The 17,582-nt window shown below is 44.0% G+C and carries 17 protein-coding genes; 5 read left to right on the top strand and 12 right to left on the bottom strand.

Going from position 1 to position 17,582, the window contains the following annotated elements; all coding sequences use genetic code 11:
* Nucleotides 1-14: 14 nt before the first annotated feature.
* The 4 genes from HFV01_RS13800 to HFV01_RS13785 are packed head-to-tail and all read left to right on the top strand — an operon-like array spanning nucleotide 15 to nucleotide 3,684.
* Nucleotides 15-1,097, top strand: a complete 1,083-nt coding sequence (locus HFV01_RS13800; RefSeq protein ID WP_006625776.1) for an ATP-dependent 6-phosphofructokinase — start codon at nucleotides 15-17, stop codon at nucleotides 1,095-1,097.
* 27 nt (nucleotides 1,098-1,124) lie between these two features.
* Nucleotides 1,125-1,745 carry a tetratricopeptide repeat protein gene (locus tag HFV01_RS13795; protein ID WP_006625775.1) on the top strand — a complete coding sequence of 207 codons (621 nt, stop codon included), beginning with the start codon at nucleotides 1,125-1,127 and terminating at the stop codon, nucleotides 1,743-1,745.
* A gap of 24 nt (nucleotides 1,746-1,769) precedes the next feature.
* Nucleotides 1,770-2,150, top strand: a complete 381-nt coding sequence (locus HFV01_RS13790; RefSeq protein ID WP_006625774.1) for a YccF domain-containing protein — start codon at nucleotides 1,770-1,772, stop codon at nucleotides 2,148-2,150.
* 52 nt (nucleotides 2,151-2,202) lie between these two features.
* Nucleotides 2,203-3,684, top strand: coding sequence for a DEAD/DEAH box helicase (locus HFV01_RS13785; RefSeq protein WP_046319774.1), 1,482 nt, complete (start codon nucleotides 2,203-2,205; stop codon nucleotides 3,682-3,684).
* Between the two features lie 951 nt (nucleotides 3,685-4,635).
* Here the strand turns inward: HFV01_RS13785 and HFV01_RS13780 are convergent.
* The 11 genes from HFV01_RS13780 to HFV01_RS13735 all read right to left on the bottom strand — a co-directional run bounded on the left by HFV01_RS13780 (nucleotide 4,636) and on the right by HFV01_RS13735 (nucleotide 16,037).
* A complete protein-coding gene (locus HFV01_RS13780; RefSeq protein ID WP_006625771.1) occupies nucleotides 4,636-5,088 on the bottom strand; it encodes a hypothetical protein in 453 nt (150 codons plus the stop codon).
* Nucleotides 5,089-5,155: 67 nt separating this feature from the next.
* On the bottom strand, nucleotides 5,156-6,319 hold the full coding sequence (locus HFV01_RS13775; protein ID WP_006625770.1) for an anhydro-N-acetylmuramic acid kinase: 1,164 nt from the start codon (nucleotides 6,317-6,319) through the stop codon (nucleotides 5,156-5,158).
* 10 nt (nucleotides 6,320-6,329) lie between these two features.
* Complete coding sequence (locus tag HFV01_RS13770) at nucleotides 6,330-7,061, bottom strand: PP2C family protein-serine/threonine phosphatase (RefSeq protein WP_006625769.1); 732 nt, start codon at nucleotides 7,059-7,061, stop codon at nucleotides 6,330-6,332.
* An 89-nt stretch (nucleotides 7,062-7,150) separates the two neighbouring features.
* Nucleotides 7,151-7,447, bottom strand: a complete 297-nt coding sequence (locus HFV01_RS13765) for a hypothetical protein (RefSeq protein WP_008050683.1) — start codon at nucleotides 7,445-7,447, stop codon at nucleotides 7,151-7,153.
* Nucleotides 7,448-7,559: 112 nt separating this feature from the next.
* The gene (locus HFV01_RS13760) at nucleotides 7,560-9,326 is read right to left on the bottom strand and encodes an ABC1 kinase family protein (RefSeq protein ID WP_190490313.1); all 1,767 of its coding nucleotides are present in this window, start codon (nucleotides 9,324-9,326) and stop codon (nucleotides 7,560-7,562) included.
* A gap of 82 nt (nucleotides 9,327-9,408) precedes the next feature.
* Complete coding sequence (locus HFV01_RS13755; RefSeq protein WP_006617515.1) at nucleotides 9,409-9,729, bottom strand: DUF6825 family protein; 321 nt, start codon at nucleotides 9,727-9,729, stop codon at nucleotides 9,409-9,411.
* A 685-nt stretch (nucleotides 9,730-10,414) separates the two neighbouring features.
* The gene (locus HFV01_RS13750; RefSeq protein ID WP_006625765.1) at nucleotides 10,415-11,530 is read right to left on the bottom strand and encodes an acyltransferase family protein; all 1,116 of its coding nucleotides are present in this window, start codon (nucleotides 11,528-11,530) and stop codon (nucleotides 10,415-10,417) included.
* Between the two features lie 225 nt (nucleotides 11,531-11,755).
* Nucleotides 11,756-12,877, bottom strand: coding sequence for an acyltransferase family protein (locus tag HFV01_RS13745; RefSeq protein WP_006669147.1), 1,122 nt, complete (start codon nucleotides 12,875-12,877; stop codon nucleotides 11,756-11,758).
* Nucleotides 12,878-13,128: 251 nt separating this feature from the next.
* Entirely contained in the window at nucleotides 13,129-13,974 is an 846-nt protein-coding gene (locus HFV01_RS30710) for a hypothetical protein (RefSeq protein ID WP_318286261.1), read from the bottom strand.
* On the bottom strand, nucleotides 13,940-14,914 hold the full coding sequence (locus tag HFV01_RS30705) for a serine/threonine protein kinase (RefSeq protein WP_318286260.1): 975 nt from the start codon (nucleotides 14,912-14,914) through the stop codon (nucleotides 13,940-13,942). Before HFV01_RS30705 ends, HFV01_RS30710 begins: the two co-directional genes overlap by 35 nt.
* Nucleotides 14,915-15,086: 172 nt before the next feature.
* Complete coding sequence (locus HFV01_RS13735) at nucleotides 15,087-16,037, bottom strand: DMT family transporter (RefSeq protein WP_008050687.1); 951 nt, start codon at nucleotides 16,035-16,037, stop codon at nucleotides 15,087-15,089.
* 56 nt (nucleotides 16,038-16,093) lie between these two features.
* Between HFV01_RS13735 and HFV01_RS13730 the strand changes: the two genes are divergently transcribed.
* Nucleotides 16,094-16,882 carry an MOSC domain-containing protein gene (locus HFV01_RS13730; protein WP_006669151.1) on the top strand — a complete coding sequence of 263 codons (789 nt, stop codon included), beginning with the start codon at nucleotides 16,094-16,096 and terminating at the stop codon, nucleotides 16,880-16,882.
* Between the two features lie 105 nt (nucleotides 16,883-16,987).
* Here the strand turns inward: HFV01_RS13730 and HFV01_RS13725 are convergent, their stop codons facing one another.
* A complete protein-coding gene (locus HFV01_RS13725) occupies nucleotides 16,988-17,575 on the bottom strand; it encodes a PAP/fibrillin family protein (protein ID WP_006625760.1) in 588 nt (195 codons plus the stop codon).
* Nucleotides 17,576-17,582 lie beyond the last annotated feature (7 nt).

Raw genomic sequence — 17,582 nt, 5'->3', positions numbered from 1 at the left:
GAATAATCAGAAGTATGGCAAAACCTAAGCGCATCGGGATTCTGACCAGCGGTGGTGACTGTGCTGGATTAAATGCAGTAATTAGGGCGGCGGTATATCGAGCCCAGGGGACTTATGGCTGGGAAGTAATGGGGATACGCCAAGCCACCCACGGGTTAATGCTGCGTCCGCCATCAGCGACACCGTTAACCATAGAAAAAGTAGATCCAATTCTGACAGCAGGGGGGACAATTCTAGGGACAACGAATAAAGGAGATCCCTTTGCTTTTCCGATGGCCGATGGTAGTGTGCAAGATCGCTCCCAAGAAATCATTGACGGTTATCATGAATTAGGATTAGATGCGCTGATTGGCATTGGTGGGGATGGCAGTCTCGCAATTTTAAGGCGTTTAGCAGTTCAGGGAAATCTGAACCTAGTTGGTGTACCGAAAACCATAGATAATGATGTAGGTAGCACCGATCTATCAATCGGATTTGATACCGCTGTGAATATCGCGACCGAAGCCTTAGATAGATTGCACTTCACCGCCGCCAGCCATAGCCGGGTAATGATTTTAGAGGTTATGGGAAGGGATGCGGGACATATTGCTCTCCATGCGGGAATTGCGGGGGGTGCGGATGTAATTCTGATTCCCGAAATTCCCTACAGTCTGGATAGTATTTGTCAAAAAATTGAGGATTTGCAGCATCAGGGGAAAAACTACTGTCTGGTGATTGTAGCTGAGGCGGTTAGGACTGGTGCGGGAGAAACCGTGATGACCACTAATCAATTAGGTCAATCTAGGCTGGGTGGTATTGGTCATTATTTAGCCGATCGCATTTCCGAGGCTAGTGGTGCAGAAACGAGAGTGACAGTTTTAGGTCATATTCAAAGGGGGGGAACTCCTTCTTCTGTGGAACGTTTAATCGGATCAGCTTTTGGGGTAGCAGCAGTAGACTTAATTGCAGATGGCAAGTTTGACCAGATGGTAACTTGGCGTAACCGTCATGTGGAAAGTGTACCCATTGCGGAGGCGATCGCTCAGTATAAGGGTGTTGATACTAATGATATTCTAGTGAAGACAGCTCGGAGTATGGGAATCTGTTTAGGGGATTAACCATAAAAGTGGTGCTTTAGGGTAGGAATGAATCGTCAAATTTTACTGGAAAATCAACTCAAGCATTGGCACGAGGTAATCAGCGATCGCTCTGGTGATCCGGATGCTTACATTCGCCGGGGGATGGTTTACTTCAAACTGGGTCAAATTGCCGAATCAATTAAGGACTTCGACCAAGCCGAAGCCTTAGACCCCCGGATTAAACCATACCTGTGGCAGCGTGGTTTATCCTATTATTATGGGGAACAGTTCCAAGCCGGTGCGGATCAGTTTGAGATTGATCTGACTGTGAATTCCCAGGATGTTGAGGAGACAGTATGGCGATATCTTTGTCAGGCCAAATTACAGGGGGTAGAATCAGCTAGAATATCTTTATTGCCTGTCTCAGGTGATTCTCGGACAATCATGGGACAAGTTTACAGCCTATATCAGGGAAATTGTAGCCCGGATGAAGTGCTCAATAGGGGAACCTGGTTAGGACAACAGGGTAGATTTTACGCCCATCTTTATGTGGGATTATATTATGAGGCGGCGGGTGATCAGGAGCGATCGCGTTATTTTATCACCCAAGCAGCTACTCAGTATAAACTCAATGATTATATGTGGGATCTGTCTCTAGTTCACTGTCAACTGAGAGGATGGCAATAAAATGGAAATTAGGAATCTGAAACTATGACTTTGTTAGGAAACATCATCTGGTTAATTTTCGGAGGTTTTTTATCTGGATTAGGTTACATTATTGGTGGTATCACTATTTGCTTAACCATTATCGGCATTCCCTTTGGTATCCAAGCCATTAAACTAGGGTTTGCTACCATGACCCCTTTTGGTAAAGAAAGCGTAGTTTCCCCGGATTCATCTAATCTGTTAACCATGATTTTTAACGTGGTTTGGGTAATATTTTTTGGCTGGGAAATCGCCTTATCCCATTTATTGCATGGTTTAATTTTGGCAATTACCATCATTGGGATTCCTTTTGCGAAACAACACTTTAAACTCATCCCTATGGCTTTATTACCCTTTGGTCGTGAATTTCGCGATATTCAAAGATAACCCGAATCAGGTTAATGGTAATCAACCAAAGCAGCTACTTCCTATATAATTCATGCCTCGCCTACCTAAATTAACCTTTGAACGCGGCACATTAACCCTGCATCCTCCCCCCAGAGGTAGAGGGTGGATTGATTACGCAGTTTGGGATGATCGGGTAGAGAAGTTTCGTGTACCTGCGATTTCTTACCCTTTTCTGATCAAGTGTTTACAAGAGGAAAAAGTAGATTTTCTTGACGAAGCCAAAATCTTCCATCCCTTAAAGTTAGTTTCCCGCCTAGAAATGTCGCCTTATGTGCATCAACAAGAGGCTTTAAGCGCCTGGGAAAATGGCGGGAATAGGGGAGTTGTGGTATTACCGACAGCTTCGGGAAAAACCTACCTGGCGCAATTGGCTATAGAAGCGATCGCCTGTAGTACCCTAGTGGTGGTGCCGACCCTAGATTTAATGCACCAGTGGTATGCCCACCTAGTAGCTGCTTTCCCAGAGGCGGATATTGGGCTGTTGGGGGGCGGTTCACGGGATAAAACATCAATTTTGGTCGCCACATACGACTCAGCCACCTTGCAGGCGGAAACCCTGGGAAATCGCTATGGTTTATTGGTGTTTGATGAATGTCACCACCTCCCCACAGACTTCTATCGAGTCATTGCAGAATATGCGATCGCCCCCTATCGTCTAGGACTAACCGCGACCCCAGATAGGTCTGACGGTCGTCACAGTGATTTAAACCATTTAATCGGTCCTACGGTTTATCATCGCACACCGGAACAATTAGCGGGGGTGGCTTTAGCAGAGCATGATATTGTGCAGATTAAAGTTAAACTGTCGGAACCTGAACGCGATCGCTATCAAGAGTTAATTAAAGTTAGAAACGATTTTCTCAAAAACCAAAATATCCGCCTAGGTAGTTTAGACGGTTGGAAACAATTTGTGATGGTCAGTGGGCGATCGGCTTCTGGTCGTCGGGCGATGTTAGCCCATCGTCAAGCTAAAGAAATCGCCCTTTGTACTGATGGAAAGTTAAGGATATTAGCCGACATTATCAGCAAAAATTATCCCGAAAGAACCCTAATTTTTACAGTAGATAATACTACAGTTTATCGAATTTCCCAAGATTTCTTAATCCCGGCTATCACCCATCAAACACCTGTGAAAGAACGTCATCAAATCCTGGATAAATTTCGCCAAGGAGAGTATCGAACCCTCGTGGCTTCCCATGTTCTGAATGAAGGGGTTGATGTTCCTGATGCCAAAATCGCAATTATTTTATCAGGTACTGGGTCGGAGCGGGAATATATCCAACGTCTAGGAAGGGTATTGCGTAAGGGAAGCCAAACCGGAAAACGGGCGGTTTTGTATGAGGTAATTACTGAAAATACCAGCGAAGAACAGACCTCCCAACGGCGGCGGGGTCACAAACAGCCCCCACCTCAAAAACCCAAGATTTCCCCACCTACTGGATTATATGATCTAGAGCGATCGTTATCTCCAAAAGCCGCCGAATCTTCAGAAAAATGGGATATTGATAATTAATAATTAATAATTAATAATTAATAATTAATAATTAATAATTGTAGGGGCGGGTTCTGCTGTCAATTCTGAATTATCGACGACAATATTAATAAACCCGCCCCCACCGACCGGGTAATTCTCAATTATCGACGACAATATTAATAAACCCGCCCCCACCGACCGTGTAATTCTCAATTATCGACGACAATATTAATAAACCCGCCGTCACCGACCGGGTAATTAATAGATGAAAACAATACCGATTTAAGTTATAATTGTAGGGGCGCGTTCTGCTGTCAATTCGGAATTATCGACGACAATATTAATAAACCCGCCCCCACCGACCGGGTAATTATCAATTATCGACGACAATATTAATAAACCCGCCGTCACCGACCGGGTAATTCTCAATTATCGACGACAATATTAATAAACCCGCCGTCACCGACCGGGTAATTAATAGATGAAAACAATACCGATTTAAGTTATAATTGTAGGGGCGCGTTCTGCTGTCAATTCTGAATTATCGACGACAATATTAATAAACCCGCCCCCACCGACCGGGTAATTCTGAATTATCGACGACAATATTAATAAACCCGCCCCCACCGACCGGGTAATTCTCAATTATCGACGACAATATTAATAAACCCGCCGTCACCGACCGGGTAATTAATAGATGAAAACAATACCGATTTAAGTTATAATTGTAGGGGCGGGTTCTGCTGTCAATTCTGAATTATCGACGACAATATTAATAAACCCGCCCCCACCGACCGGGTAATTCTCAATTATCGACGACAATATTAATAAACCCGCCGTCACCGACCGGGTAATTAATAGATGAAAACAATACCGATTTAAGTTATAATTGTAGGGGCGGGTTCTGCTGTCAATTCTGAATTATCGACGACAATATTAATAAACCCGCCCCCACCGACCGGGTAATTAATAGATGAAAACAATACCGATTTAAGTTTTTCGTTCTAAGGTAGCTTCCATGATGCTGGAGAGATTGAGATGATGACCAGCCATAATGCCACTAGAATAATAATATCGATTGTTGTCAAAGCGGCGGAAACTTTCCAAACCACTGCGTCGCTGTCGTTCATCCCCAAGCACCCAAAATCGTTGGACAATTAGGGAGGGACTGATTAAGCCTTCCCCTTCGACCTTACCTAATGCGCTATGCTGCATTAAAAAGGTGTACTGACGTTCGTTGTTGTCGAGTCGTCCTCGATACTGCAAAATGATGTCATCACGATCGCTTCGTGGAAACACCAACTTAGTCACCAGACTGAACCACTCACTCTGATGCCATGCAACTAATGTTTTACCACGAACGCTGATAGGCGCTTGATTACGATCTAGCCAGGTTCCTTCCACCAGCCACTGACCAGGTTCCATTAAAAAAGTGTGAGCCACAGCACTAATTTGTTACTCAGTGGTCGGGAAACTGTTGAGCAGATGCCATTTTGCACAACTGGGGTTATTATAGCCCAATGGTGCGATGAGGGTGAAAAATATTCCCTAACAGCACAGACTGACTAGCGCCTGTAACTTCAGGTAAATTACCAGGAATGCTCCGGGTGCGCCAATAGGCGAGGACAGCAAAAGCGATCGCTTCTTTAAAATCGGGATCAACTCCGGCATCGGCGGTGGTCATAATAGGGATAGGGTGTAAAAGCTGTTCTAGGCGAGTTCGGAGATAGCGATTATGGCATCCGCCGCCACATAGGAGGACTTGATCTGGTAATTGGGGCAAAAAATGGCGATAGCTGTGGGTAATGGAAACAGCAGTAACTTCGGTTAAGGTGGCGAGGATATCGGCTGGGGAAAGATTATAGACTTGAGTTTGTTGTAAGTATTTTTGGAGATATTCAACTCCGAACAATTCCCGTCCGGTGGACTTAGGCGGCGGAGTCTGAAAAAAGGGGTCTGCCATCAGCTTTTGGACTAATGGAGTGCAGGGAGTACCACGACTGGACCATGCGCCATCTAAATCATAACTTTGACGACCATCAGATAGATATGCGACGGCTAAATCGATTAAAGCATTACCAGGTCCAGTATCCCATCCCCGCACAGGATGTGATTCGGGTATATTTGCGGGAGGTAAAACGGTAACATTGCCAATACCACCGATATTTTGAATACAGCGATAGAGGTGAGGGTGACGGAGGAGGTAGGCATCGACAGCCGGAACTAGGGGCGCGCCTTCTCCTTGGGCGGCGATATCAGCGAGGCGAAAATTACCAACGGTAGTGATACCGGTTTGATGAGCGATCGCCTCTGGTCGCCCTAGTTGTACACTATAGCCCAAAGGGATGGTAGCATCGGGGTAGGGTGGTCGGTGATAAACGGTTTGACCGTGGGAACCAATTAATTCAGCGGGTGGTGATTGTTGTTGGATATTCAAAGCCGCCCTCGAAAACTCGAGAGCGATCGCATCATCCAAAGCAGCCAAATCAGCCACAGAAATGGATGCACCGCCACAGATGGCTAAAATTTGCGATCGCAGTTGAGGGGGATAGGGATAAGTAGCCTTAGCGAGACATTGCACCTGTAGATCTGTAGTTGATCCTTTCAGACGGACTGAAACTGCATCAATACCATCGACAGAAGTACCGCTGATCAGACCAATAACAACAGTCATGGAAGCCTAATTAATCGTCCTGATTGATCATCACCACAATGACGGTGATATTATCTTTCCCTTCCCTATCAATAGCCGCATCAACCAAAGCCTGAGTCGCCGCCTCACAGGCGCGAATGGATTTAAGCTGATTAGCAATGACAGAATCTGGTAACTCCTCCGTCAAGCCATCGCTGCATAATAATAGGCGATCGCCTGCTTGAATTTCCATGGGAAAAATATCAATTTGAGATAAATCTTCCCGTCCCAAACACTGAGACAAAACGTGCCGCCAGGGATGCACCCGCGCATCATCAGGGGATATAGCCTTACGTTTAACAGCTTGCGCCACCCAAGTTTGGTCTTCCGAAATTTGAGTTAACGTATGTCCCCGTAGGCGATAGAGGCGGGAGTCTCCCACATTAGCGCACCAGGACTCCCCGTCACGAAACAAAGCCACCACTGCTGTCGTCCCCATATCAGAACGTTCAGGATGGGAGATTTGGTCATCAAGGATAGCACGGTTAGCCGCTATAAAGGCTTCCTTGAGTAATACCGGGGAAGGAGCAGAAGAATCCCAATGAGCATTAAGATGTTCTGTGATAGTTTTAGTGGCAATTTGACTAGCCTCTTGACCGCCAGCATGACCACCCATACCATCAGCCACGATAAAAAACCGTCCTTCCTGGTCGATGTAATAGGCATCTTGGTTGACAGTGCGGACTTTTCCCGTATCAGTCAAACCTGCGAAATAGCGTTTCATAAATCTTCCTCCGTGCAGAGTACCACTAAATCGTTACTCCGATTAGTGACGGGAAGAAACTGAGAGTGATTTCTATGTTGCATAGGATATCAGCAAGTTGAGTTAACAGCAGTAGCATCTTGGGCGGGACGCTTGGCACCAGCTAAAATTTCTTTGATAATATCAGTTTTTTTGAGCTGGAAAAATTTTAAGATATTGAGTCCCCTTTGGCGGATAACATTGTTATTATAAGATTTCCGGGTAGTTTTTGGCATCAATAACCCAGGTGTAAGTTTACCTGGTGAACGGGTCAAGTTAGCTGAGAGGTACTTTCCTACCAGCACTTTTTTAGCCATCTCCACCTGTTTAATTGTTGAGTTGGACGGCTTATGACACAGCGATCGCATTGTTTAAGTGATGGCCGATTTGCGGATGACAGGATACCATGGGTGAGGTGGGGCTTGGGTGTCATCCCCAGGAAGCCACATCGCCCATTCCACCACCCCTGATATCTGATACCTACAGCATTCTATCAAAGCGATTGATTTGTCTGATCAGCCGTATCAAAACAACTGCCATGAGCAAAGCCAAAAAGGCAATCACAAGAGCTAACCACACTTTATCACTAATAAACAGTAGTGTTGCCGATAAAGTAAATGCCCCCACCAACAAAGCGTAGTTAGTCCCCATTTGCACGTTACTGACCCGGCGCAGGAGGCGATCGGTTTCCGTCGCCCGCACCCGCATTCGCAAATCTCCTTGTTCCAATTTATCAAGGGTTTGTTCAATGCGACTGGGTAAACCCAAAGCCGTGGAACTCACCTGAACCGCTTGACGACTGATTTCATTTATGATACTATTGGTAGTTTGGGAGCCGTTTCCATTAGACATAAGCTGTATGGCAAAAGGTTGTGCCACCTCCATAAAATTAAATTCCGGGTCTAAGCCTTTACCGACCCCTTCGAGGGTAGAAAAGGCACGCATCACAAAAGTAAATGTAGCCGGGAAGCGGAAGGGTTGGTCATAGGCGATCTCATAGAGATCATCACTAATAGCTGCAATGGATTGCTCCTCAAAGGGTTGATCCATGAAATTATCTAGCATATACTGGATGGAGCGTCGCACGGGGCTCATATCTCCGGTAGGAGCCAAAGCGCCCACTTCAATGAGGGATTTCACGACGCGATCGGCATCCTTATTAGCAATGCCAAATAGTGTTTCCATCAGCTTTTCCCGCAGATTAGAAGTAATCCGCCCCATCATACCGAAATCATAAAAGATTAGCTGTCCCTGGGGACTAACGGCAATATTACCCGGATGAGGGTCAGCATGGAAAAAGCCATCATTAAGGAGTTGTTGTAAATAGGCTTTAGCCCCCATTTGAGCCAGTTGTTTCCGGTCCAAACCCGATGCTTCCAAGGCTTCATAGTTACTAATTTTAATTCCCGGAAGATACTCCAAAGTCAAGACCCGTGGGGATGAAAATTGCCAGCAAACCCGGGGAACCTGAACCCAATCACAATGGCGGAAATTACGCCGGAAGGTATCCGCATTGCGGCCCTCATTAAGATAGTCTATTTCCTCCCAGAGAATTCGGCAACATTCGTCATAAATTCCCAGCCAGTCGCGACCTCGACCCCATTTAGGATGATTTTGGAAATAGCGAGCAATACCTTTAAGAATAGCTAGATCGACCTCAAATAGCTGTTTAAGTCCAGGTCGTTGGACTTTGACCACCACATCAGCACCGGAGTAGAGTTGAGCCTTGTGGACTTGACCCAAACTGGCGGCGGCTAGTGGAACCGGGTCAAAGTTGCGAAATAGTTGCTCAACGGATTTACCAAAATCTTGGTCGATGATTTCCCGACATTGTTCATAGGGAAAAGCGGGGACGCGATCCTGTAGTTTAGAAAGTTCCTCGACATATTCACCGGGGAATAGGTCTGCACGGGTGGAGAACAGTTGACCTAATTTGATAAAGGTTGGTCCTAGGTCTAGGAGGCTTTCCCTAACCCAGATAGCCTGCTGTCTCTTTCTGGCCAGTTTTTTCTCTTCGGTGTAACCACCTATGTAACTCCATTGTTTACCATCTCTCCATAGCCACCCTAGCCATAGGAGAACAAAGGTCCAAATGTCAATAAATCGCCGTTGACGGGAATAATGTTTACGGTTCCAACGGTAGGATTTTTGACCATAGGGTTTGGGAGTGGCTGAAGCCACTGGGTTAGGTGGGATATTTTCATGGTTCCGGTAGGGATGATTTGACTCATCAAGGGGAACAGACACTCGCGTTTCCAAAATTGCGTTTCCAGCTAATCAATGGGTTTAATTAAGGATGTATGACAGGATGTATGGCAGTGGTCTGCACTTAGGCTTGGTTACGGTAACGCTGTAGTTCCGATCGCATTTGGGCAATTTCCGCCCGGAGGTCGTCGATAGTTTCCTGTAAATCAACTGATTCGGAACCAAAGCCACTATTGTCTGCCATTTGATTGATACCCTGTTTTTCCGCCTCAGAATCAGCCTTCTGGATGACCTGATTGGTAAAATCACGGAGTTTCTCCCGTTGTTCGGCATCAAATTTGCCTAATTCACTCAGGCCATTGGACAAGATGTTTTCAATTTGTTCATAGAGTCCTTCTGCTAAGGCCCGGCCCACAAAGAAAGAATGAACAGATGGCTTACTCATATAAAAGTTTTGCTAAGTTCCGTAACAAATTATAGCGCGGTATATGAATCTAGCAAAGGATGGGATGTATATCTACCATAGTTCTGGGAACTAAGAGGGTCTGGCTGGTCTTCCCGTCAACCTGTGGGTTGGCTTTGCGGGCCGGGCTGAGGAGATTTCCCTAACCATGATTTAATTGTGAGGTGCTTCCTAGTAATAAAAAATTTACTCAAACTTACACAAAAACCAAAAACCTGTATAATAGCAACAAGCACAATAACAGGAGTTAAAGTGCCCAAATTATGTTACACCCAAAGAAGCCGGGAGAAATATTCTCCGTCAGTGCTGCCACCTTAGAAAGAAAGGTGTTTTAGCGGCTGTAACGAAAGTTATATCTTTACCCCGTGATTGGGTAGGCGCACGAAACATTATGCTTCGTGCTTTGCGGGCTACTGCCGTTGTCTTTCAAGAGTTGTCTTCCCAGATAATGCGATACTTTTTCAATCTGCGTAAAGCTTTCATAAGTTTTGTAAAGGTTTGAACAAGTTAAATGTAGCACAGTGGCAGCCATGGTTGTTAATTGAACTCATATAGCCATTTGTCAGCTAATAGATTAGTTCAATCCGGTCAATTTTTCTGGGGGTCGGTATCTGCGGGCAGTTTCAGGACTATGGTGGCTGCCACTGTTTATAGGAGCGCAAAAGTTTCAAAGAACTAATCGAGAAGTGATCTGATTACGACTGCATAAATTGACGATCGCCCAACTGGTGACAAATCCAAATATGGCGGTTATGAGAATGGTAGTGGCTGAAATGGGTTCCAGGAGGCCGGGAGATATTTTTTTCACGATAAATTCAAAAATTTCTATTGATAAGTGGTGGGCTAAATAAATGCCAAATGAACAAGCGCCTAGGTTCTGAATTATGGGGTTGTCTTTCATTAAATATGATAGGGCGATCGCTAAGATTAGGGAACTGTAACCTTGCAGAATTTCGGTGATGCTTGTACCTCCCGGTATCATGGAGTTAATGGGTAAAAATCCAAATGTACTCACGCAAAATATGAGGAAACTACAGCCAGCAATTAGGGGAATTTTTCGGGAAATTATGTTTTGATAATAGTCATATTTAGCCACTATTGCCGCTATAAAAACGTAGGGTAAACAGCGAATAATCCAAGCTATTATTACGAAAAATATTCGCAAAATTACTTGGTCATTTGACAGCCATGATATCTGTTCGGTTAAGCCGGAAAACGCAACATTAGCACCGAGCCTAAAACTATTGTTGGTAAATCTCAAGGTCATGTCAAGTATTAGGGAGATGATGACTCCCAACACTAAAAACCTATTTTTCTGGGAAGGCTGATTTTTCTGATTTTCTAAAAATTCGATCAATTTGATTGATAAACTACCAAAAAATAGTAAGGGGACAAAGTAAAGATGCACTGCGGATGCTCCCATAAAAATAATGGCGATCGGGTCGGCAATTACCCCGATCGCTTCCTGGGGATTACCTAAAACTAAACTTTTGACAATTCTACTGAGCACATAAATTAAACTCCAGAAGCCATAAGGAATAATTAAACGCTGGAAGCGATCGCCAAGATTCAGTAATTTTCCTCGACTATAAAAACGATTGAAACTCAAATAAAATGAAGTCGCTAAAAAAAAGGGTACAGCAAAACTGGCTGAGATAATTAACCAGCTAGAAACCAGATCCGGAGCCCCAGTGGTACCACCACGGGAGTGCAAAACTGTGACACCAAAGGCTGCTAGACCCCGAAACAAATCAACACCAGTCAATCTTGTGGGTTTGTTCATGTGTATAGTTACGATATATTGATTTGGTCTCTTTAACGAGGAATATTTGGACAGGAATTCAATATTTGACCGATGATAACATAACTTAATCACTAGGAAGATTGACGAGTTACCACATAAATCTTAACAATCAGTGGTCAGGAAGCAGGCTTTCGTCTAAGTCCGGTCTAAGTCCCCCCACATCATTGATGGTAAGTGGGTGCGATCGCTGTCAATAAATCAGATTCAACTGGTAGATTTATTACGTTTGAACTGATTTCGGAAAAACCTAAGAGCGGGTTTTTCTATGGCGATCGTCACAATATAAGCCACCAATATAGCAAATATAGTTCTGACAATTACTGACAACTCTGGTGGTATATCCAGGGATTGTAAACTCCAGTTAAATAACCAACTACTCTGTATATGGGTTAAATATAATGAGTAAGAAATGCCTCCTAAAAACACTAAAATTCTAGTAGACACAAATCTCAATTTTTCTCGATGAGCCAGATATAAAATCACTACAAATATAGCAAAAAATATAAAAGCATACTTAGGAGTACCGGGAGAATAATCTAAGGCTCTGGCTAACACACAGGCGACAATTAAGAACACACGATAGATAGTTACACTATTGACTTGACATTGATACAGAATTAAGCCAGCAATAAATAAGGGGGCTCTGCCTCTTAAAAGAATGAAATTAAATTTGATATAATTCCTAATAAAGGATATAAATTCAGATAAATTATCCCATTTAAATAAACCGACAATATCAGGATATACTAATGCTTGATTGCTGGGCAAATTTCCGATAATGGTTAATGATAATTCAGGAGATTGGTAGGCTCTGAAGATATCAAAAACAATTAATATTAGCCAAATCCCACAGATGATATCAATATATTTCAAAAGTCGAGATTGGTAGAGAATAAGGATAATAGTATAGAATGCTAATTCTAGGGTCATAGTCCAGTAGACAATATTAATATTTCGTGAACCGACCATTTCTTGAAACATGGAAAAATTTATTAATATATCATAGAGATTATCACTTCTTAATGGCCTTTGACTAATATAGGCAATAACTATGGTAGTAATTACAGAAAACCAATAGGCGGGATAGAGTCTAAACACACGACCCATGATAAAATCTATACTATTGTTGATTCTTTGAAAACTTATTAAAATTACAAAACCACTAATTATAAAAAACAACTGTACGAATTCTTCAAGATAGGAAAAATAATAATATAAGTTATGGGGAGACCATTGATAGGAACCAGCATAGTGAAACAGAACAATAGCTAAGGCGGCTAAACCTCTAATTCCATCAAGTTCTAAAAAACGCTTGGACTGGTTCATGGTTGGCGGATGATAGTATTTATCAGTTAGCTAAGTTACCACAAATACTCAGGTTTGAGGGAATAGTATAGCAAAGGCGAGGAGATCGAGGAAAGGCAGTCTTTCGGAAAGGCAGAATAACTGGGCATTTTTGTGTTTCTTGTTGTTGTCTGTCGTCTGTTAAGAAGTTTCCTCCTATCAAATCTGATATTTGGGAAACCAATAGAATTAGATTAGGCTCAAATCAAGAGTTGGATGGAGACACAAAATTTTTATCCCTGGGGTCTGAAAGTGAAAAACTGGGATAATTCCCAATCTGGTTGGCTTGGTCTTGGGGGTATAAACTCATCCCAACGTTTTGGGTTCTCTTCCTCTAGTATACGATCGCTCGATCGCCGTTGATTATTTAACCACTGATCATAATCATCCTCAATCTCCCGTTGAGGTAACGTGGTAGGTAAATCCTGATCGAGAGGTGAGTTGTTGAGAATGTTAGGGTTAACTGGTGCTAACTCTGGTAACTCTAGGGGATAAGAGGGTCGAAAGTCCTCAATAGTCGTCTCGTGGGAACCTCTAGCAGGTATGCGATCGCCATAATGTTCTGTTGGCCCGTTGCGGGTATGATCATCCCGAGAGTTCTGAGTTGGTGAAGGTTCCAGGGCTGGGTAATTCTGCCAATAGGATGAAGTCGGGGACTCAGGAAAGGCTTGATCAGCATAATCATCCGTACTGGTAATGCCTCCAGAACTATTATAGAGCGATTGGTCATGCTCCTGAGTTTCTGAAAAAGCCACATCTTTGAGCAATTCTGCCAGATTGGTACTACCATCGCCTAATAATTCCAGGTCATTAGCAGGACCAGGCAGGCCCTGATTTTCTCCCACTAGGGCGGGTGTTTCAAAGATAGGGGAATTGGGATCTATGACCAAGCCTAGCTCTTTTTCAGATTTCAAATCGCCGTTGCTGGGTGGGGTAGCTAATTTTTGACTATAGCTGCGGGTAATGGCAAACCCTAACCAACCGGATATCATAGACGTGAGCAAAAATACTAGCAACAGCCCCCATTGCGGAACAGGCGATCGCCTAATCTGTTTGGTAGTAGATTGTTGCCAGCTCATACTCTGCTGGGGTGGCAGAATTATCATTAGGGGTGTCGGTTTCTGTTTCTCGATTATGGTTGTGGTAGGGGATTTTGATCACAGTTTCCCTGATAATTAGGGCTTTTTCCGGGGTAGGGAGGATATTCAACCATTCCGAGATATTAGAGGGACGATTTGAGGCTTCTATCTCTAATCCCCAGCGCACAGCTTCTTCTACTTCTGGGTTTAAGTCTGGGTGCAATTTCCCCACCGATGGTTTTTCAACTCCGATTAATTGTCCTGTGAGTTGGTTCGCACATAGGGGCGCTTCTAGGGGTGTTTCCCCAGTTAACAGATAGTACAGTAGGGCAGAGAGTGCATAGATGTCTGTGGCTTGGCTAGGTTGTTCATTGGGAAGATATTGTTCAAGGGCTGCATATCCACCGGAGAGACGACGGTTATAAATATAACGGTTGAGTTGATCAGGTTTGAGATGATTACCGACTCCCAAACCACTAAGTATCACGGAATTAGCCCCCGTCGGCTTAATAATGTAAGCAGGTTGCAGGTTACAGTGAATGAGTCCTTGTTGATGAATTGCTTGTAGGGCTAATGCGATTTGGCGAATGTAGTGAATAGCCTGTGGGACGGGTAGGGGGGGCTGAGTTTTTAGGTAGTCTTGTAGAGATTGACCGGGAGTGTAGGTCATCACTAAAAATGGAAAGCCCTGTTCATCAAATAAGTCTATAACCCCGACTAAATTAGGATGCTGACAGCGACTCCAACGTTTAGCGATCGCTATCAATTGATGTCGCAGTTGTGGGATATTTTGATCATCGTCCAGGTTGGGGTCAAGGGTTTTAATGGCTACCATTTGACCTGTTACCTGATTAGTCCCCCTGTAGGTAATACAGAAATCTCCCTGACCTAAAATCCTATCAATTCGATATTTTCCATTCCCAACAGTGGTTAAGTTCATTTCCCGACCTTCCAATTTTAGCCCTAATCGTTGATCTGGTTCCGGCTATTATGCGATCGCCAATCACCATAGTTATACCAGTCCTAGGATAGTCTAATCCCTTTTCGCGATAGTAGTGTGTTCCTTAACCTTGATTTAGCCATAATTGCAGCCAGTCCCTTCTGACAAGGTGTTAGGGGGTTGCCGTTTCCTGTGGGTTAGATTCAGTTTTAGAGGCATTGTTGCCGCGCGTAGCGATCGCCACCCCCGTTAGAATGACTATGGCTCCTAATATTAATCGCCTTGAGGGAACTTCTGCAAATAGCAGATAGCCCAAAAAACTCGCCGCCACAGGTTCTAGTAAAATAGCCAGTGTGACTAAGGTGGGGGAAGTACGGTTAACCGCCCAATTAAAGCTGGTGTGGCCAATTAGTTGGGGAACTAATCCCATCAGGATTAGATAAAAATAGACTGTGGCAGAATGACCAGTATAGTTAACTCCCCATAGTAGGGGTAGGGGTAGCAAAATCATCGCTCCTACAGTATAGGCGATCGCTATATATGCACTGAGGGATAGTCCCCGCTGTTGTGCTTCTCTTCCTAACATCAGATAAAGGGCGGCGGTGATCGCACCCATTAGGGCTAAAATATTCCCGGCGATCGGATTACTAGCCACTGTGGATAATTTAGTATCTGCTAAACCGATGATCATACCTCCACTCAGAGCGATCGTCATTCCTAATATGGTCGCTTTCCCAGGTCTTTCGTGCCACCATAGCCAAGATAACACCGCTACCCAAATAGAACTGGTAGTCACAATAGTAGTTGATGCCGCAATCGATGTATAAGATAGGGAAGTTATCCAGACAGAAAAATGGGTGGCTAAACATATTCCAGCGCCAATGGCGTAGAATATCGCCTCTCGTTTATAGGTGCGCCAGGAAACTCTCCCCCAGGTAGGGGTCAGCAATAAAGCCGCAATAGATAGCCTGGAGGCGGATATTAGCAAGCTAAACCCTACCCCCCGCAGCCCCGCTGCATCAATGGCTAAACGCACGAAAATTGACCCCGTAGAGATGGCTACCACACCAAGAAAGACGATCGCTATAACTAGCCAATGGGGGGATTTATTTAAGGTTTTCATGGGGTGGGTATCTGATATGGTTTCATATATTATGGTCTGATGGAGTCAGGTAGCCGATGAAGATTAACACAATATTTGTACATCCTGTTAAGGGTTTGACCGCGCAAGTATGCGATCGCGTCCAATTGGTGGAAAACTTTGGCATTCTTGGCGATCGCGCATTTGCTTTGATGTTTACAGATATGGGAGACCCGCAACCCCTGACTCCCTGGCTATCAAAAAAGCATTTTGCTGTTCAAAATGATTGGGGACAGTTAGCTAGTCTCAATTGTGCTTATGATACTACCAGTCAGACCTTAGAAATTACCAAAAATGGCGAATTGTTGGCTGCGGCTAATTTAGGGACTGAAACCGGACGCGATCGCATTAGTGCTTTTTTCAGTGAATATCTACACTCTCTCACCCCTAGTACCTCTGCTAGACATCCCCAATATAGTCCTGTGCGTTTGGTGGGAACCACTACCGGGGACACTCGCTATCAAGACCGTCACCAAGGACAGATTTCTATTATTTCTCAGGCTACCCTCGATGATATTGCTGAAAAAGTCGGGGTTAATTACATTGATCCGCGCCGTTTTAGAGCGAATTTTATAGTTGATAATATTCCCGCTTGGTCGGAATTTAACTGGGTAGGAAATCGCCTAAAATTGGGATCAGCTTTGGTGGAAGTCACCGCGCCTATTGGTCGCTGTCTGAATATTGATGTTAACCCAGATACAGGCGATCGTGATATCTCTCTCCTCTCTCAACTCTCCGCCAAATTCGGACACGCTCAAACTGGAGTCATTGCTAAAGTTATCACTGGTGCAGTTGTCACCACTGGAGAAACCCTAGCAATTAAATAGTCTCAATAATTGATTATTACAACCTCCTATAAATCAATTTAATTTTGCATAAAATAACCCACCCAACCATCAATTATAATATATACCAGAGTCGGGCAATGGGTATCATTTAACTTTGGTGAGGACAAACACACTGCCAACATTGCCTCTGCCAATCCGCATATCTTCGTCTAAATAAGTAATATCTAACCATCCTTGTTGTTGCTGTTCTTGGAGGGTAAAATCTACAGCCAAGAACTTTTTATCAGATTCAATTTCATCAATAAACTGATTAGGGTATTGATAGGATATGAGGCGCTGTAAGCCGATGACAAAACGGTTGAATTTGACCTGAACTCGCTTTTGAGAAACCGCTTCAAATCGGGCAGCCACACTAACCATGCCTTCCAAATAGGGGATACCGACAATTTCAGCAATGTTGTAAATTTTGCCAGTGCGGGCGCGAATACATTGATAAATCTGCCCCAAATTATAAAACGGAAAGCGGTCAATCCCCAAGAGTTCTTGGCTGTTGGTGTAAAGTAGTCGCCAATTGCCATCTAATAACTCAAGTGCTTCTACAGGTCGAGGGGTGGGATTATAATCTTCCAATTGAGCGATCGCAGAGAGAATAGCAGTTTTGTCGCTCTCTGTAGCCAGTAAACCTCGATTTTTCCCGGCAATGGCTTCTAATAAAGTCGCTTTTTTGAGCATATCACAA

The sequence above is a fragment of the Limnospira fusiformis SAG 85.79 genome, from assembly GCF_012516315.1.
Taxonomy (GTDB): domain Bacteria; phylum Cyanobacteriota; class Cyanobacteriia; order Cyanobacteriales; family Microcoleaceae; genus Limnospira; species Limnospira fusiformis.
Note: the sequence above shows the minus strand (reverse complement) of the source record. Positions and strands in the feature narration are given on the sequence as shown.

Coding starts and splice junctions, on each gene's coding strand:
- HFV01_RS13800 (WP_006625776.1), top strand. CDS start 15: ATGGCAAAACCTAAGCGCATCGGGATTCTGACCAGCGGTGGTGACTGT.
- HFV01_RS13795 (WP_006625775.1), top strand. CDS start 1,125: ATGAATCGTCAAATTTTACTGGAAAATCAACTCAAGCATTGGCACGAG.
- HFV01_RS13790 (WP_006625774.1), top strand. CDS start 1,770: ATGACTTTGTTAGGAAACATCATCTGGTTAATTTTCGGAGGTTTTTTA.
- HFV01_RS13785 (WP_046319774.1), top strand. CDS start 2,203: ATGCCTCGCCTACCTAAATTAACCTTTGAACGCGGCACATTAACCCTG.
- HFV01_RS13775 (WP_006625770.1), bottom strand. CDS start 6,319: ATGACTGTTGTTATTGGTCTGATCAGCGGTACTTCTGTCGATGGTATT.
- HFV01_RS13770 (WP_006625769.1), bottom strand. CDS start 7,061: ATGAAACGCTATTTCGCAGGTTTGACTGATACGGGAAAAGTCCGCACT.
- HFV01_RS13765 (WP_008050683.1), bottom strand. CDS start 7,447: ATGCGATCGCTGTGTCATAAGCCGTCCAACTCAACAATTAAACAGGTG.
- HFV01_RS13755 (WP_006617515.1), bottom strand. CDS start 9,729: ATGAGTAAGCCATCTGTTCATTCTTTCTTTGTGGGCCGGGCCTTAGCA.
- HFV01_RS13750 (WP_006625765.1), bottom strand. CDS start 11,530: ATGAACAAACCCACAAGATTGACTGGTGTTGATTTGTTTCGGGGTCTA.
- HFV01_RS13745 (WP_006669147.1), bottom strand. CDS start 12,877: ATGAACCAGTCCAAGCGTTTTTTAGAACTTGATGGAATTAGAGGTTTA.
- HFV01_RS30710 (WP_318286261.1), bottom strand. CDS start 13,974: ATGAGCTGGCAACAATCTACTACCAAACAGATTAGGCGATCGCCTGTT.
- HFV01_RS30705 (WP_318286260.1), bottom strand. CDS start 14,914: ATGAACTTAACCACTGTTGGGAATGGAAAATATCGAATTGATAGGATT.
- HFV01_RS13735 (WP_008050687.1), bottom strand. CDS start 16,037: ATGAAAACCTTAAATAAATCCCCCCATTGGCTAGTTATAGCGATCGTC.
- HFV01_RS13730 (WP_006669151.1), top strand. CDS start 16,094: ATGAAGATTAACACAATATTTGTACATCCTGTTAAGGGTTTGACCGCG.
- HFV01_RS13725 (WP_006625760.1), bottom strand. CDS start 17,575: ATGCTCAAAAAAGCGACTTTATTAGAAGCCATTGCCGGGAAAAATCGA.